Annotated in this window: 15 protein-coding genes and 1 pseudogene; 8 read left to right on the top strand and 8 right to left on the bottom strand. The window is 30.3% G+C overall.

Going from position 1 to position 16490, the window contains the following annotated elements; all coding sequences use genetic code 11:
• Positions 1–203 precede the first annotated feature (203 nt).
• Positions 204–1373: a multidrug efflux MFS transporter NorA gene (norA, locus tag J3R86_RS02995; RefSeq protein WP_207517998.1), complete on the bottom strand. Its 1170-nt coding sequence runs from the start codon at positions 1371–1373 to the stop codon at positions 204–206.
• Between the two features lie 187 nt (positions 1374–1560).
• Here norA and J3R86_RS02990 point away from each other — a divergent pair, with 187 nt between their 5' ends.
• The 3 genes from J3R86_RS02990 to J3R86_RS02980 all read left to right on the top strand — a co-directional run bounded on the left by J3R86_RS02990 (position 1561) and on the right by J3R86_RS02980 (position 3053).
• Positions 1561–1986, top strand: a complete 426-nt coding sequence (locus J3R86_RS02990) for a PPC domain-containing DNA-binding protein (RefSeq protein WP_207517997.1) — start codon at positions 1561–1563, stop codon at positions 1984–1986.
• 174 nt (positions 1987–2160) lie between these two features.
• Positions 2161–2778, top strand: coding sequence for a DUF1361 domain-containing protein (locus J3R86_RS02985; protein WP_207518501.1), 618 nt, complete (start codon positions 2161–2163; stop codon positions 2776–2778).
• Positions 2775–3053, top strand: coding sequence for a hypothetical protein (locus J3R86_RS02980; RefSeq protein WP_207517996.1), 279 nt, complete (start codon positions 2775–2777; stop codon positions 3051–3053). Before J3R86_RS02985 ends, J3R86_RS02980 begins: the two co-directional genes overlap by 4 nt.
• A 180-nt stretch (positions 3054–3233) precedes the next feature.
• Here J3R86_RS02980 and J3R86_RS02975 read toward each other — a convergent pair whose 3' ends face one another.
• From J3R86_RS02975 to J3R86_RS02955, 5 genes are all read right to left on the bottom strand, one after another.
• Complete coding sequence (locus tag J3R86_RS02975; protein ID WP_207517995.1) at positions 3234–4607, bottom strand: cryptochrome/photolyase family protein; 1374 nt, start codon at positions 4605–4607, stop codon at positions 3234–3236.
• Positions 4608–4722: 115 nt separating this feature from the next.
• Positions 4723–6279: an SLC13 family permease gene (locus tag J3R86_RS02970; protein ID WP_207517994.1), complete on the bottom strand. Its 1557-nt coding sequence runs from the start codon at positions 6277–6279 to the stop codon at positions 4723–4725.
• 321 nt (positions 6280–6600) lie between these two features.
• Positions 6601–6888, bottom strand: a complete 288-nt coding sequence (locus J3R86_RS02965; protein WP_207517993.1) for a hypothetical protein — start codon at positions 6886–6888, stop codon at positions 6601–6603.
• A gap of 27 nt (positions 6889–6915) precedes the next feature.
• Entirely contained in the window at positions 6916–7824 is a 909-nt protein-coding gene (locus J3R86_RS02960) for an aldo/keto reductase (RefSeq protein ID WP_207517992.1), read from the bottom strand.
• A 43-nt stretch (positions 7825–7867) separates the two neighbouring features.
• Positions 7868–8794 carry a CobW family GTP-binding protein gene (locus tag J3R86_RS02955; RefSeq protein WP_207517991.1) on the bottom strand — a complete coding sequence of 309 codons (927 nt, stop codon included), beginning with the start codon at positions 8792–8794 and terminating at the stop codon, positions 7868–7870.
• Between the two features lie 226 nt (positions 8795–9020).
• Here J3R86_RS02955 and mgrA point away from each other — a divergent pair, with 226 nt between their 5' ends.
• Positions 9021–9464 carry a global transcriptional regulator MgrA gene (mgrA, locus tag J3R86_RS02950; protein WP_002464904.1) on the top strand — a complete coding sequence of 148 codons (444 nt, stop codon included), beginning with the start codon at positions 9021–9023 and terminating at the stop codon, positions 9462–9464.
• 126 nt (positions 9465–9590) lie between these two features.
• Here mgrA and cydC read toward each other — a convergent pair whose 3' ends face one another.
• Both cydC and J3R86_RS02940 read right to left on the bottom strand, forming a co-directional pair.
• Positions 9591–11264: a thiol reductant ABC exporter subunit CydC gene (gene cydC / locus J3R86_RS02945; RefSeq protein ID WP_207517990.1), complete on the bottom strand. Its 1674-nt coding sequence runs from the start codon at positions 11262–11264 to the stop codon at positions 9591–9593.
• Complete coding sequence (locus J3R86_RS02940) at positions 11261–12886, bottom strand: ABC transporter ATP-binding protein/permease (RefSeq protein WP_207517989.1); 1626 nt, start codon at positions 12884–12886, stop codon at positions 11261–11263. Before J3R86_RS02940 ends, cydC begins: the two co-directional genes overlap by 4 nt.
• A gap of 349 nt (positions 12887–13235) precedes the next feature.
• Here J3R86_RS02940 and J3R86_RS02935 point away from each other — a divergent pair, with 349 nt between their 5' ends.
• The 4 genes and pseudogenes from J3R86_RS02935 (at position 13236) to J3R86_RS02920 (ending at position 16237) form a co-directional block, all read left to right on the top strand.
• On the top strand, positions 13236–14111 hold the full coding sequence (locus J3R86_RS02935; RefSeq protein ID WP_207517988.1) for an undecaprenyl-diphosphate phosphatase: 876 nt from the start codon (positions 13236–13238) through the stop codon (positions 14109–14111).
• 408 nt (positions 14112–14519) lie between these two features.
• Positions 14520–15203: a hypothetical protein gene (locus J3R86_RS02930; RefSeq protein WP_207517987.1), complete on the top strand. Its 684-nt coding sequence runs from the start codon at positions 14520–14522 to the stop codon at positions 15201–15203.
• A 6-nt stretch (positions 15204–15209) separates the two neighbouring features.
• Positions 15210–15665, top strand: a pseudogene (locus J3R86_RS02925) (YaiI/YqxD family protein).
• Positions 15666–15670: 5 nt separating this feature from the next.
• A complete protein-coding gene (locus J3R86_RS02920) occupies positions 15671–16237 on the top strand; it encodes an LOG family protein (RefSeq protein WP_207517986.1) in 567 nt (188 codons plus the stop codon).
• Positions 16238–16490: the final 253 nt, after the last annotated feature.

Raw genomic sequence — 16490 nt, 5'->3', positions numbered from 1 at the left:
TAATTGTCTTGATTAAAATTTACTGTTGAATACAAAGAGAGAGAACAGAAATAAATTATTTCGTCCCCTCGCTATGACTGACTATAACTGTTTGAAATTTATTTTTTTTAATATGTTACATCACAAACATGACTGATAAGTAATTAACTTTAAATATATTCATTTTAATATAACTACTTCTTTTTTATATAACCTCTATATTATTAATTATTTTGTTGTTTTTTCATGCTCATACGATGTCTTTTTTCTATTAATACAATAACAATACCCGCTAATGATACACCGATAGCCATATATAATGGTGCTTCTATATGAACATCAAATAAGGCACCAGCAATCAGAGGCCCAATGAAGTTTCCCATACTGGTAAACGTCGAGTTTAATCCTCCAGCGAAACCTTGTCGATCACCTGCTATATTAGAAAAATAGTTCGTAATGGCTGGTCTAATCATATCGAAACCAATAAAGACAATAAAACTAATTATCATAATTGACCAATAACTATGAGCGATAACTAATAAACCAAGTACAATGGCTGAATATAATAATGACCAGGCAATAAAGTTTAATTCTGATAAATATTTCATAAACTTATCAAAGAAGTAAATTTGGAATAATGCACCAAATACACCACCACCTGTAATGGCAATAGATATATCTTTAGGTGAATAATCAGCTTTATATGAAGTATAAAGTGAAAATAGTGTCTCAAATGCCGATAAGCCAAAAGCCAATACTAAAGTTAAAATAACAGGTGTAATGAACACTTTCCAATTTATTTTAGTTAACAACTGTGGTTCAATACGTTGAAATCCTGTTGTTGTAGCTTTTTTAGGATTTGTAATTAAGATTACTGACATGATAAATGCAATTACGCCTAATGCTCCTGCGAAATAGAAAGGCAAGCGATGAGAGACCTCTGCCATGAATCCACCGATGCCTGGTCCTAAGATAAATCCTGAATTAATAATTGCTGACATATAACCAAAATTTTTAGCCTTTTTATCTGCTGGAGATATATCTGCAATTAATCCTGTTACACCAGGCATGACCATTCCTGCACTCATGCCACCAATAATTCTTGATAGTATAAGGATTGAAAAACTATGTCCGACAGCAAACATAAACTCTGATGCTGAAAAACATACTAATCCTAAGCATATAATTAATTTTTTTCCTAATTTATCTGCGAGAGTACCTCCAAAAGGCGAAATAATCATTTGCGATAAGGCAAACGCTGCTACAAGCAGACCTAAATCGCTACCTTTTAATCCTAAATCCTCAAGATATACTGGTAATACTGGGACAACTAAGCCAATACCTAAAAAGATAAGAAAAATATTAAAATATAATGTGAATAGTTGCTTATTCATTTGCCCACCTCTTTTGTTAATCACTTCTATCTCGATGATATATTATTATTATTTTTATATTACTAAAAGTTTCTATATTGTATTATAACTTAACTCTTTTTGACAATAATAAATTCAACTTTATTATCTATTCGTAACTTTATATGTATAATTAAGATAACATATTATCTTTTTAGGAGGTATTTTCATGAAAACACAAGTGTCTCAAAATGTTATTTTATTAGTTTTAGAGCAAGGCGAAGATATCGTTTCAGCTGTCACTAACATTGCCGAAGACCATAACAAAAAATTTGGAACTGTTAGCGGTATTGGTGCTTGTGACGATGTCACATTAAATTTCTATAATTTAACAACACAACAATATGAAGAAAAACATATTCATCAACCATTAGAATTAACAAGCTTATTAGGTAACATTTCACGAATTGATGATAAAGCTTTTGCGCATTTACATGCTACATTTGGTGATGCTCAATATCAAACTTATAGCGGCCACCTTGCTAAAGCAATCGTATCGGCTACTGCTGAAATTGTCATTACATTAACTGATATGGATATCAATCGTGAATTTAATGATCATATCGGTTTGAATTTACTCAGTCCAAAGTCGTAATTTATTTTAGTTGATTACCTTATTAAGACAAGTTATTATATATGCTTAACAAATCCATTCAGATAACATGGTTTGTTAAGCATTTTATAATGTTATGACATGCTTTGTTAACTAGATTATTGTCATTTATATTGTAATTGCTTAACACAATTGATAGAAAGTAGTGTTATTCACATGCAACCTCGATACATAGCTAGAATATATTTCTTAATACTCTTTAGTATTTCTCTTTTTGAAAATACAGTATTTAATTTTATGACGTTAAATTTATTCCTAGCCTATATTCCTTTTGAATTAAGTTTGCTACTCAAACTTTTCAAACCAACTAAAAAATATGAATGGCCATTATATATTATTTTTTGTGCTATATTTGTATTGATTTTGCCTAATACATTTTATATGGTGACAGATTTAATACATTTAAATCAGTTCCATTTTAATTTTTATGCTGGTCTCAATATTTTAGAATGGACATATTTTACATATCTATTGTTAGGTGTCTTTTTAGCGATATATATTATGATATTAATTTATGTTGAGATTTTAACTTTAACATCAAAATTATGGTTTAATCGACTTAATGTTTTGATATTAATGTTTTTAAATGGTTTTGGAATATATATTGGTCGTTTTTTACGTCTTCATTCAGTTTACATTTTTAATGAGCCATTAAAAATTTCTCAAGATATGTTGCTAGCATTAACCCCTAAAGCCTTTATTTTTGTATTGTTTATGGTGCTCATGCAAAGTGCTCTATTACTTTTAGTTAAAGGAGTTAGGTTAGCAAAATGACATTCAATTTAATCGTCTTATTATTATTAACTATAGTCTTTCAACTCATTATCGGTCACTTATGGCATGCTATGGGATATAGTTATAAACATAGTATTTTATTAACATTGCTACCATTCGGTCTAGGCGTCTTTATTAGACAAACATTTTATTATGAACGACATTTTCCGAATTGGGACTTACCGTTAAATATGAAAATACGCTTAAAATATATTTATATTATCACTTTCTGTGAATTTTTAAGCCTCTATTTTTGTTTATTTATTTTAAAATAACTGTCACAATATTATTTAAAAATATCTTGGTCATAAGCCCTCAAATAAAGAGCACAGAGATGATTTAATAATCGCCTTTGTGCTTTTTTATTTTATACTACATATTAAAATACAATTCTCAAAACTTAATGCTTTCATTCAAGTATAATCATTTGTGCAATTGCAAAACCATATATACAGTTATTTTAGCTGTTTAAACGTTTCTAAGACATATTGTCGTTGCACATTGTGATTTACAATTTGCTCTGGATAGTCTACTCCTATCGTAACACCTTGTTTACTAATATTTTGATAATATTTATGAGTATCATGTAAATACTTAGCATCAATAGCGGTTAATTGTGGCAAATATTGTTTAATGTAATATGCATGTTTATCAAAACGTTCACTTTGCCTAATAGGACTAAACATCCTAAAATATGGCACAGCATCTGTTCCTGTTGATGCCGACCACTGCCATCCATGAATATTAGATGCAGCATCATAATCTATTAAGTATTTACGAAACTCATCTTCACCGAGTGTCCAATCTATAAATAAATCTTTAGTTAAAAATTGAGACACCACCATTCTCATCCGATTATGCATAAATCCAGTTTGTCTTAACTCTGCCATTGCAGCATCAATAATTGGAAAGCCTGTTTGTCCTTGACGCCATTTGTCAAAATGTAATTGATTATCAGACCATTCAATTTGTCGATATTTTTCTTTAAAAGCTTGATTAGATGTTTCAGGGTAAGCAGTCATTAAAATATAATAAAACTCTCTAAACATTAATTCTCTGATAAAAGCTTCAAAATTTTCTTCACTATTATCATACATCTGTAATAAATCGTTAAATATTTCGTTAATATCTAACACTCCGTATGCTAATGCGATACTTAATTGGCTCGTTTGAAGTTGTGGCAAATAATCGCGACCGCTCGTATAACTGTTAATATTATTTTTCAGAAATTGTTGCCATTTATCTTGTTCATGTTGCTGTGTGGTACCTTCATTTTTATATATTGAGCTATAGTCTCCAGTAGCTGAAATAACTATAGATTGCAACTCTTTTAAATCATAATGATATAAGTTTTGTATCCTTAAAAAAGGTCTCCATTGTTTATAAAAACTTGTAAACACTTGATAATAATTATGTTGTTTATTTTTAGTTCTACTTGGTTTGAAATAATGATGACCTTTAATTAAAGTTACTTTAATCTGTGCTTGTTGGTACTTATGTCGCTGATGTAGGATGTCATAGGTTTCATGATGATAGGACATAATATCACCAGCAATAACGACTTCTGTAATCTGATGTTGCTGACAAAATGTTATAACATCATCATATTCCATCACAAAAGGACTCAACTTTAATTTTGTTAAATCATCATAAAATCGTTGTAATGTCCCAAAATAAAATTGCTTTTTTAACGTTGAAGCATCTGATAAATCTTCTGTAGGTATAATAAAATAACATTCATTAATATCTTCTTGTTGTTGAAATATATATTCAAAAAGCGGATTATCTTTGGTTCTAAACATTCTATTTAATATCACGCCAACTGCCAAATTTTTAACCACCATTCTTAAAATTTCATTTTATTAGATGACGTTGACTAAAAACTATTTACGATAAACTTAGCGTTATACAGTACCATTAACTATAATTATCAAAAATTAACTACTAAATTAATCCTAACCATTGCCAATAAGTCAAACTAAAGATAATGATTAATATATACCCTACAACCGTTAATGGTATTCCTGTTTTTAAAAAATCCTTAACAGTAAATGTATCTGTGCCATAAGCTAGCATATTTTGTGGCGCACTTACTGGTAATAAGAAACCAAAGCTAATAACAAATTGTTGAATTAAGACGAAACCAATTGCTTGGTCTCCTAAGTTTAGTGTCGATGTTAATGAGATAAAAACTGGAATAAGGGCAGAAGATAAACTAGTGGCACTTGCAAACCCTAAATGAATTAAGATATTAAAAATAGTAATAAGGGCAATGGTAGCAATAAGTGGCATGGATTTTAAGCCCATGAGACCAAATGTTTGATCACTTAACCACTGTGCAGCACCAGTTTTCAATAAAACATTACCTAATGATATACCTACACCAAAGACAATAATTGTGCCCCATGGTATTTTATGTTCTACACCTTTCCACGTGATCACTCCTATCTTTGGCATTAACATGAGGCCTAAAGCAATGATTGTAATAGACGCTGAATCAATTGGATGAAGGACTTTTTCAGTAGACCAAAAAATTAATAATAATATTGAAATAGCGATTAAACGCCATTCTCTAGGACTTACTGGTCCCAATGCTGCTAATTCATCTTTAATTAATTGTTTTCCACCTTTGATCTCATCTAATTCTGGTGGCATGACTTTAATCATAATGAAATAGAGTGCTACTGACATCAAGACTGACCATGGTGCAGCATATAAAAACCATTCTCCCCATGAGACATCAAAACCTAATTGCTGATTAATAAAATTTGTTGCTACTAAGTTTTGTGCTGCCGCTGTTTTAATACCGATATTCCAAATTGATACTGCCTGAACTGCCGTGATAATTAATAATGAAGCAAGTTTACTATCTTTTGAAACTTTAAATGCTGCAATCATTCCTAATAATATAGGTACAACTGCACCTGCTCTTGCTGTTGCTGAAGGTACAAAAAAGGCTAACACAATAGATACCAATATAGCACCTATAACAATATTACGCGTCTTGTTTCCAACTACTGATAAAACTAGTAAGGCTAATCGTTTATGCAAATTAGTTTCTTGCATGGCAGCTGCTAAAAATAATGCAGCTGCAACGAGTGCAACAGCTGATGAAGAAAAGCCACTAAAAGCTTGTGCTAATGCATTAGTCGTTCCTAATATGTCATTACCTTTTAAAATAGCATCTCCTGCTTTTGGATTACCTAATTTTTCAGCTAAGTTCTGAACCGGACTGAATCCTAGTAACAAAATCATCAGACCTAAAATCAATGTCGCAGAAATAGGATAGGAAACCGCTTCAGTAACCCACATAATAACTGCAAATGCTAGAATTGCTAATGCTGCTTTAGCCATAATCGGTAAACTTGCAGGTGTTGGTATGATTAATATTGTAATGAGAACGACAAAGCTAACTACTATCCATAAAGGTTTATATGTCTTTTTGTTAGTTCCTTGCTTTCTATTTTGAACTTTAGTATTTTTTTCATCTCTCTTATCCATATATGTCTCCCCTTTGTAGATTATTTCACCTTTATTATATCAATGTTAAAGATAATTATATTAATAAAAAAGTACAATACACACAATTTTCAAAATTTTTACTATTTTATAAATAAAAATGAATAAAAAAAGAGTGGAACAGACATAAGTGTTGCAAAACATCTATGTCTGTTCCACCACGTCGGCAAGCCTGACTATAATTATAAAATGTTTAATTTTCAATATTTTATAATCTAGACAGTTACAGCCAATCATGCCATTTTTAGTTTAAAATCTATTTTGTCTCAGGCTTATTACAAACAACATCAATAACTTCTCACCTTACATGTGATTAATAGCAAAAACATAAATTAAAAAGAAAAATGCAGCGCCACTAATAATTGAGAGTATTAACATTAATATTAGTGTACGTTTAAAATGTTTAATAAATGCCATGAATAACATGACTAAATTATACGCAAAAAACAATCCAAATAATGTCATCATTATTTTTAAATCTGTATAAAAAATGTTCAATACTAAGATAATAATCGCAAATACGACGTACGGAATAATGACAAATTTACGTTCAAAGCGTAGTTGTTCAAATCTTTTATCCTGTTGTTCCATAGGTAACTCCTTTTAGCTTGTTTAATATTAAGGGATATCGTGGCCTAATGCAGCTGTATAAATATCAAACCATTCTTGATCAGTAATTGTTACAGATAATCCTTCAATAGCTTGATCTATTCGATCTAATTTACTCGTACCTAATATAGGCATAATATCATGTGGAAATTTGTCGAACCAAGAAATAATTACAGCATTAGGTGAAACACCATACCTATTAGCTATCTGTTTAATCACTGTCAAAATTCTTTGCCCTTTGTCATCAAAAGAATCGAATAATTTCCCACCAGCATATGGACTCCAAGCCATTACTTTAACTTGCTGTTGGTACATAGCTGTAATCATATCATTATTAATATTATCTACATAATAAGGGGATAATTCTAATTGATTGACACTAATATGCAATTTTTCTTTCGTCAGTTGATTACTCAATAATTGATATTGTTGCTCATTAAAATTTGATATGCCAAAGGATTTAATTTTACCATCATTTACTAATGTAACAATTGCTTCTGTAATCTCCACTGGATCCATCAATGGTGAAGGTCGATGAATCAATAAATTATCTACATGATCAACATTCAGATTCTTTAGTGACTGCTCGACTGATGCAATAATATGTTTTTTACTTAAATCATATCTATGGGCATCTGTAAATATATATTTATTTGATGGCAAGATAATTCCACATTTAGTAACTAATTGTATATCTTCTTTTAATTTAGGTGATAAAGCTAGTGCTTTCCCAAATATTATTTCACATTCGTAATCACCATAAATATCGGCATGATCCATTGTTGTTATGCCACGTTCAACTAATTGATTGATAAATCTATTCAACTGTTGGTGTGTCATATTCCATTGATTGGCACGCCAAAAGCCTTGTATTAATTTAGAAAATGTTACATGTTGATTAATAGGTATTCGTTCCATAATATAACCCCATTCCAATAGACAGCTTTATAATAGTTAATAATTAAGTAAATTGTAACATATCTAATTGATTACGAAGTTGATTAACATCAATATCTTCGCCAATAATGACTATAGTTAACGGTAAATTACCAGAAACAATACCATATTCAGGCAGACCATAAGCATATTGAAATTCATAAATATCTGTTGTTGCGTCTTTGAACCTAACGTATCCTTTTAATCTAAGTACATTATCAGGTAATTTTAGAATAAATTGATAAAATAATTGCCTTTCAATTGGACCTGTAAAGGTATATTTCAAACTTGTTATACTATGATGATGAATATGTTGATGCGTCATGTCTATTCTGTCATTATTGCTTGTTAATTGATCAAAATTTATATCTCCATAAGTTACTTCAAACCTAATAGCACCAGGGTTTATGTCCTGTAATTCAGATAAGATGATTTCCAACGCATCTTCGTCTACCAAATCAATTTTATTAATAACAATTGCGTCACTTAATTTAAGCTGTTCTTCCATTAACATTACAGTATTGTCACTATATTGACTTCTACCTAAAAATCGTTTAGCATCAAGTACACCAATAACGTATGGTTTTTCGCAATAATTTACTATAAGTGGATCTTGACAAGCAACCATTATTTCTAATGGATGCGCTATTCCTGTTGCCTCAATAATAATATGTTCTACTTTTTCTGATTTAATGAGTGCTTGCATTTCATTAACCAAGTCTTGTTTTAAATCACAACAAACACAACCATTTATTAGTGAACGAACTTCTATATCATCTGCAATATGGTTACTGTCAATGTCAAAACTACCAAATTCATTCATGATAATATTAACTTTCTCATCATTTTTTAATAATTCATGAATATACTGTGTCAGTAAAGTAGTTTTTCCACTACCTAAAAATCCATTAATTATTGTTATTTTTATTTTTTCGTTTTTAATTTTTTTCATATTATATTCTCTTTTCTATTACAGTTATTTTTAAAAAAGATAACATATATATTATATTATCTTTTTGCTTGATTTAATCAAAAATATCTTCTAAAATTTAAACATACTTTAATTTTAGCATGGCATTGTTTCGTTGTAAGTTGTGAATTTCTTAACAATTTTATGAACTACAATGATTACCCATCCGAAATTATATTACGGATAGTATGTCTGGAGGAGAACTTTAATGTCTGATCAACATAATTTAAAAGAACAGCTATGCTTTAGTTTGTATAATGCTCAAAGACAAGTTAATCGCTACTACTCTAACAAAGTCTTTAAGAAATACAATCTAACATATCCACAATTTTTAGTTTTGACTATTTTATGGGATGAATCACCTGTAAATGTCAAAAAAGTCGTAACTGAATTAGCACTTGATACTGGTACAGTATCACCCTTATTAAAAAGAATGGAACAAGTTGATTTAATCAAACGTGAACGTTCCGAAGTCGATCAACGTGAAGTATTTATTCACTTGACTGATAAAAGTGAAAGTATAAGACCAGAATTAAGCAATGCATCTGAGAAAGTCGCTACAGCTTCATCATTATCACAAGATGAAGTAAAAGAACTTAACCGTTTATTAGGTAAAGTTATATATGCATTTGATGAATCAAAAGAAAAGTAAAAAACTTATGTCATGACAATTAAAGTAATGTTTAGAATTTATTGTTTATAGAATGATGGTTAATATTCAATTGAATGATAATTAATAAAAAGCTTGGCGAGTGCTAATTATTCGCCAAGCTTTTTATTATGAGTTGAATTGAACCATACGCCATAATTCACCTTGTTGTGCAAGTAAATCTTGATAACTTCCCTGTTCGATAATTTTACCATCTAGCATGACTACGATCGTATCGAATATAGGTAATAAATTTAAATCATGAGTAGCTACAATTAAAGTTTCTGCATTAGCTTCAATTAATTGCATAGCTTGTTCGCTATTTTTTGTGTCTAAAGCAGTTGTTGGTTCATCAAGTATCCAAATATGTTTGTCTTTATTTAACAATAGTCTCGCTAATGATAATCTTTGAATTTCTCCTCCTGATAATGTCGAACCGTTATAGTCTAACTGTCGATCTAAAGAAATATGATCTAGCCCTAATCGTTCAAATACCTCTTTGATCTCGTCATCATTGCTCAATGTTAATAAATTGGCTTTCACGGTATCATCGAATAATTGTTGCTGTTGTAATAAACCATTTATTACTCGATATTTTTCTTCATCTTTAATATCATTTATCTCTTGATTATAGAGTTTCAATGTTCCGTTATCATAGTGATACAAACCTGCTAGCAATTGTAATAAAGTGCTTTTCCCTGAACCAGAAGGTCCTATCACTGCTACTTTTTGTCCTTTATCAATCGTTAAAGAAACATTCTCTAATACATAATTTTCTTGATTCCAATATTTAAAATACAAGTTCTCTATGACATAGGCGGATGCTACTGAATTATGTGTCAATAATACTTGATTACCACTTGTCTCTGAGGTGGTAAACACATTGTTAATATCACTTAATGCTTGATCCGTATCTGCTTTATAGTATGCGACATTAGTCATTGGAACTGCTTGTTCAAATAATGTTAATATCATTAGAACGATACTTGTTAAATAGACAACATCTAATTTTCCATTAGTTATTTGTATATAACCTAAAAACAAACTAGTAAATATTGATAACATCGCTATAATATTTAACATCAAATCATAACGCGTTAAAAAACGTTGCTCTCTATATTGTGCTTTTGTATAATCTAACAATTCCTCATTAGTGAGTTGCTGAAAGTGCCCTACTTGTTTAAAGCGATGTAATTCTTCATAACCTTCTTTATAATCATAAAATCTATTTAAAAATTGGCTTTGTTTAGTAGCAACTTGTGCTTTTAAAATACGTGCTTTGTTAGCACTAAGCCATGGCACAATAAGTAATGTTATCACCATACTACATAAAATTAAAATAGCATGTGCTGTTGAAATAAAATACATTGACACCATTGTTATTAAAGCTGTTAAACCAATGACAATTGGTGGATAATACACTCTCAAATAAATATTTTGTAACGCTTCAACACTGCTCACCATACGTGAAATTAAATCAGTAGAACTAAATTGACGATAAACGTTAGGTACAACGTTGACCAATTTATCAAAAAATTGAACCCTTATATCCCTAAGCATAGTAAAAGTAGCTTTATGAGATAACAGTCGCTCTATATACTTAAAAATTGCTCTCATAAATCCAAACAATTTAACTGATACAACTAATATCATCAGGGCATATAAAGGTGCACCATAAGCACTTTTAGTTACCATATAGCCACTTAAGAAGAACATTGCTAAAGCCACTAAACTACCACAAACACCAACAATAATCGCTAATATTAAATCTTTATCACTGCGAAATTGTAATCGTGATTTCATTCATGTTCCTCCCTCGACTGTAATTTAACTGAAACGTCTTCATCATCCGCTTTTATTTCACCTTGTTCCAAATATAATCTTCTTGATAAGTTACTTATAGTACTATCTCTGTGAGCAATAACAATCATTGTAGTATCTTTAAAATATTTGAATAACAGTTGCTGTATAATCTGTTCTGTAGCAATATCTAAACCTGTTGAAGGTTCATCAAATATTACTAATTGTGGTTTACTTATCAGTAGCCGACATAGTTCAATACGTCTCATTTGTCCTCCTGATAACATTTCTCCACCTTCGCCAATTATGGTATTGATGCCATGAGATAACGTTTGTATTTTATTTAATAAACCAACTTCTGCTAAGACTCGCTCAACAACCTGATCTTCTATTTGACGAAACATTGTTATATTATCTTTTATAGATGCACGAAAAATATGAGGATGTTGACTTAATGTACCAATAGTCAATTCATGTTGAAAACTTATTCGACCATTGGTTGGTTGTAATCTTCCTGTTAACAGTTGTATAAGTGTCGTTTTTCCTGCACCGCTGGGTCCTACTACTGCGATATGGTCCCCTTTGTACACTGCCAAGTTAATATGCTTTAACACATTATGATGAGATTCATAGGCAAAGCTTACATTTTTAAAAGAGATGATTGCTTGTTGTTGTGGATTCATAATAGTCTGTGATTGCTCTAGTTGCTGTTGTTGAGCAATATATTCAAAGACTACATCACTCGAACCTTCACTTTGTTTACCAGTATGAAATGCTTGACCTAAATCTTTAATCGCATTATAAAATTCCGGCGCTAAAATAATAGCAATTGCAGCAGTTCTAAAATCAATTGTTTTAAAAACTACAAGACTTAACGTAGCTTCTAAAGCAACTAAACCAATACCTAACATACTAATAAATTCCAACATTAAGCCAGATAAAAAAGCACTTCGTAAAATTTTCATAGTAATATCACGAAATTTAGTACTATCTTCATAAATATTGTGCTCAGTTTGTTCAGTTCTATTAAATAGTTTTAAGGTTATTAACCCTTTAGCAACATTCAAAAATCTCTGACTAAACTGATTAAGATAAGTCATTTGATCTTTTGAGTCATCTCTTGTTTTCAGACCAAAAATAATATAAAACAACGGTATAAATGGTGCAGTTACTATCATGATTATTGCCGTATTTAAATGTATAAATAACATGGTTACTATAATAATAAACGGCACCATCATCGATTTAAAAACTTGTGGTAAATAACTACGATAAAACGGGCCCATACCATCAATATTTTCAGTCAACATTGCCATTTGTTCACCAATTGGATACTTATTATGTATTGATATCATTTGTTTTCTCAAAAGTAATTTAACTTTATAAGCTAGTTTATCTCCTATGCGTTGATTAAGATGTTGAATTACTGCACGCAAAATAAGTACGATAACAATAATACATAATATATGCATTAGACCATCATAATGGCGATTTAACATTGCAGATAAAAAATCAGCAATCAATATATTTTGACTGATCACTGTAATGCCTAAACAAATACTCATAATAAACATCAAAATTGGATATATTTTATATTTTAAAGCTAAAGCTGTTAATTTTTTCACAATTATATCACCTACGCCTATTATAAAAGTTTTTTTGAAAAATCATATTAAAAAGCTCATAAATTTAGGAAATGAGGTTGAAAGCATCCTATAATTAATATGCTGCAAATGGCAGGAACTGTCTGTATTATAAAATGTTAATAAATCAACGTTTTGAAAGCCTAATCAGTCTTGCCAAGGTGGAACTACGACATAAATTTTATAAATAATTTATGTCTATCCCACTCCCGTATCAGTCTTGAGTCTAGTATTTATTTTAAAACTAGCATGACATTATTTTTATATGCTATCATAAAATGGTATTTTTAAAATTACAAACAAATAATATGACTATGAAAGTAGGTACATTATGTTCATTATTGAGTTAATTAAAGGAATCATTTTAGGCGTCGTTGAAGGTTTAACCGAGTTTGCTCCTGTATCCTCAACTGGCCATATGATTCTAGTTGATGATATGTGGTTAAAATCATCACAATTTTTAGGAACTCAGTCAGCATTTACATTTAAAATTGTTATTCAATTAGGTTCTGTTTTTGCTGCAGCATGGGTTTTTCGTGAACGTTTCTTAGAAATATTGCATATAGGTAAACATAAACATGTTGAAGATATCTCTCAACAACCTAAACGTTCTAAACCTAAACGTTTAAATTTATTACATGTCTTAGTGGGTATGATTCCTGCAGGTATTTTAGGTTTATTATTCGATGATTTTATTGAAGAGCATTTATTTAGTGTACCAACAGTAATGGTAGGTTTATTAATTGGTGCTATCTATATGATTATCGCCGATAAATATTCAGCGACGGTCAAACACCAACAAACTGTCGATCAAATTAACTATTTCCAAGCATTTGTTATTGGTATCTCTCAAGCAGTAGCAATGTGGCCTGGCTTCAGTCGTTCTGGTTCAACTATTTCAACTGGTGTCTTAATGAAATTAAATCACAAAGCAGCATCAGATTTTACATTTATCATGGCTGTCCCAATTATGCTTGCTGCAAGCGGTCTATCACTATTAAAACACTTTAGAGATATACAACTTGTGGATATTCCATTTTATATCGTTGGGTTTTTAGCAGCATTTACAGTTGGCTTAATTGCCATTAAAACTTTCTTACACTTAATTAACAAAATTAAATTAGTACCTTTTGCAATTTATAGAATTATCTTAGTTATCATTATTGCAATCCTATACTTCGGCTTTGGTATTGGTAAACACATTTAATTACTTATTAAATGTGCTTATAACAAAATTGATATCATGTCATATACAAAAACAATCAGCTCAACTTATGATTCAACAATCAAAATTGAGTTGATTGTTTTTTTGTCGTTTATCAAACATCATTAATAAGCTTGTATTTTGGTTCTCTCCCAAATTGGACTGATATATAATTTTTTTAAGCCTCGCTTTCCGAGGGTGCTGTCTCAGCCTGTAGTCTTCGACTAGCACTGCTCCCTCAGGAGTCTCGGCTTCAAAATAATTTGCGTTTTAAAATATTGTTTTTTTATTTATCAGTCCTAAAAAACAGAGAACCTGTATTTTACGCATCACTTATTATTACGCTAATCGTTTAATTTAATGTATCATTGGGTATGTATATATAATAATTAACATTTGGAGGAAACATTTATGAACAAGAGAAAAGTCGTTAAATTTATGATTAATGTGTTACCACTAGTATTAGTACCATTAGTTATAGAACGTAAACGCATTAAAGAACACCCCGATGTTCAAAAAGTTACAAATAGCGCTTCAAAAGTTGCTTCAAAAACATCTTCAGTTATTTCAAATACAGCTTCAGATGTTAAAGAATATGTTGGAGATAAAAAACAAGACTTTGATAATAAACGTGAATTGAAAAAATTTGCTAAAGAACATGATCCAGCTTATATCGAGAAAAAAGGCGAAAAATTAGCTAAAGAAAATCGTAAAGAAGCTGATAAACTAGACAAAAAGCTTCAAAAGAACATTGAAAAACGTCATAAAGAAGAGCAAAAACAACGTGAAGAAAACGAGAAACAACGTATTAAAGATATGAAAAAAACACAAAAATACGAAGAAAAAGTTGGTTTAACACCTGGTACATTAGACGATAAAACAGAGAAAAAAGGTGAAAAATTAGCAGAACAAAATCGTAAAGAAATAGATAAAATGAGCAAGAAATTGCAAAAAAATATCGAAAAGCGTCATAAAGAAGAACAAAAACAACAACAAGATGCTGAAAAAGCTCGCATCAAAGAAATGAAAAAATATAAAGATTATGTGGCTAAAAGTATTGTAAAACAAAATAAAAATGATCATAGCGAGGCATAATAAAATTTGACTCAAATTATCATTGATGGAGATGCTTGTCCTGTTGTTGATTCTATTGTAGATTTAACAACAGAGACAGGCATTTTTGTAACTATTATAAGAAGTTTTAGCCACTTTTCAAATCAACAATACCCTGAGCACGTATCAATTGTTTATGTTGATGATGGACCAGATGCTGTAGATTATAAAATTGTTAAGTAATCTAAGCCAGAAGATATTATTATAACGCAAGACTATGGCTTAGCGAGCCTATTAATCGATAAAGTTACTATAGTCATGCATCATAATGGCAAAGTTTATAACCATCAAAACATTCAACAACTACTGGATAAACGACATTTAAATGCTCAAATTAGAAAACAAGGTGGCCGTCATAAAGGCCCATCTCGCTTTACGAAAGCTGATCGCAAACAATTCGAACAATCATTATTAAATATACTATCTACAACAAAAGGAGTTTAATTAAAATGAAAAGAATAGCTGTTTATTGTGGTGCAAGTAAAGGTAATGACCCATCATATGTTAAAGAAGCTTACGAACTGGGAAAATATATGGCTGAACAAGGTTATGAATTAGTGTTTGGTGCTGGTTCTATAGGTATAATGGGTGCAATACAAGATGGCGTACTAGATCATGGTGGTACTGCCATTGGTGTCATGCCAAAAATGCTAGATGAAAGAGAAATTACAAGTCAAAAATTAACTCAACTTATACTTGTGGATTCTATGCATGCACGTAAAGATAAAATGACAGAATTAGCAGATGCTTTCATTATGGCCCCTGGTGGAGCTGGATCATTAGAAGAATTCTTCGAAATGTATAGTTGGGCTCAAATTGGTATTCATGAAAAACCAATTGCAGTATTTAACTTAAATGGCTTTTTCAACCCCTTACAATCACTGATTAATCATATGATTGATGAAGGCTTTATAGATTCTAAATATAAAAATTTAGCACCATTATGTGACACAAAAGAAGAATTAATGGATACATTATTAAACTATCAACCATTAGGTACACGTACTTACGATTAGCTTTAGTTAAAGTATATACTGTGAAATTTTGATACTTTACGAAATTTTTTAACTATATTTATTTTTAATTAAGTGAGTAACAACAAAAATGTTGAACAAAATCTTTTATGCTTAATATGATGTGCTTGGCAATAACTATTCAGATTATAAAGTATTATTTTATAATCGTAGTCAGCCACGCTAAGTTGAGGATAACTGCCATCATACATTCCACATTAATGAATAAGATGGCTATCTTCGAAGTAATTATAAA

Origin of the sequence: Staphylococcus simiae (genome assembly GCF_017357005.1) — a bacterium.
Classification (GTDB): Bacteria; Bacillota; Bacilli; order Staphylococcales; family Staphylococcaceae; genus Staphylococcus; species Staphylococcus simiae_A.
Note: the sequence above shows the minus strand (reverse complement) of the source record. Positions and strands in the feature narration are given on the sequence as shown.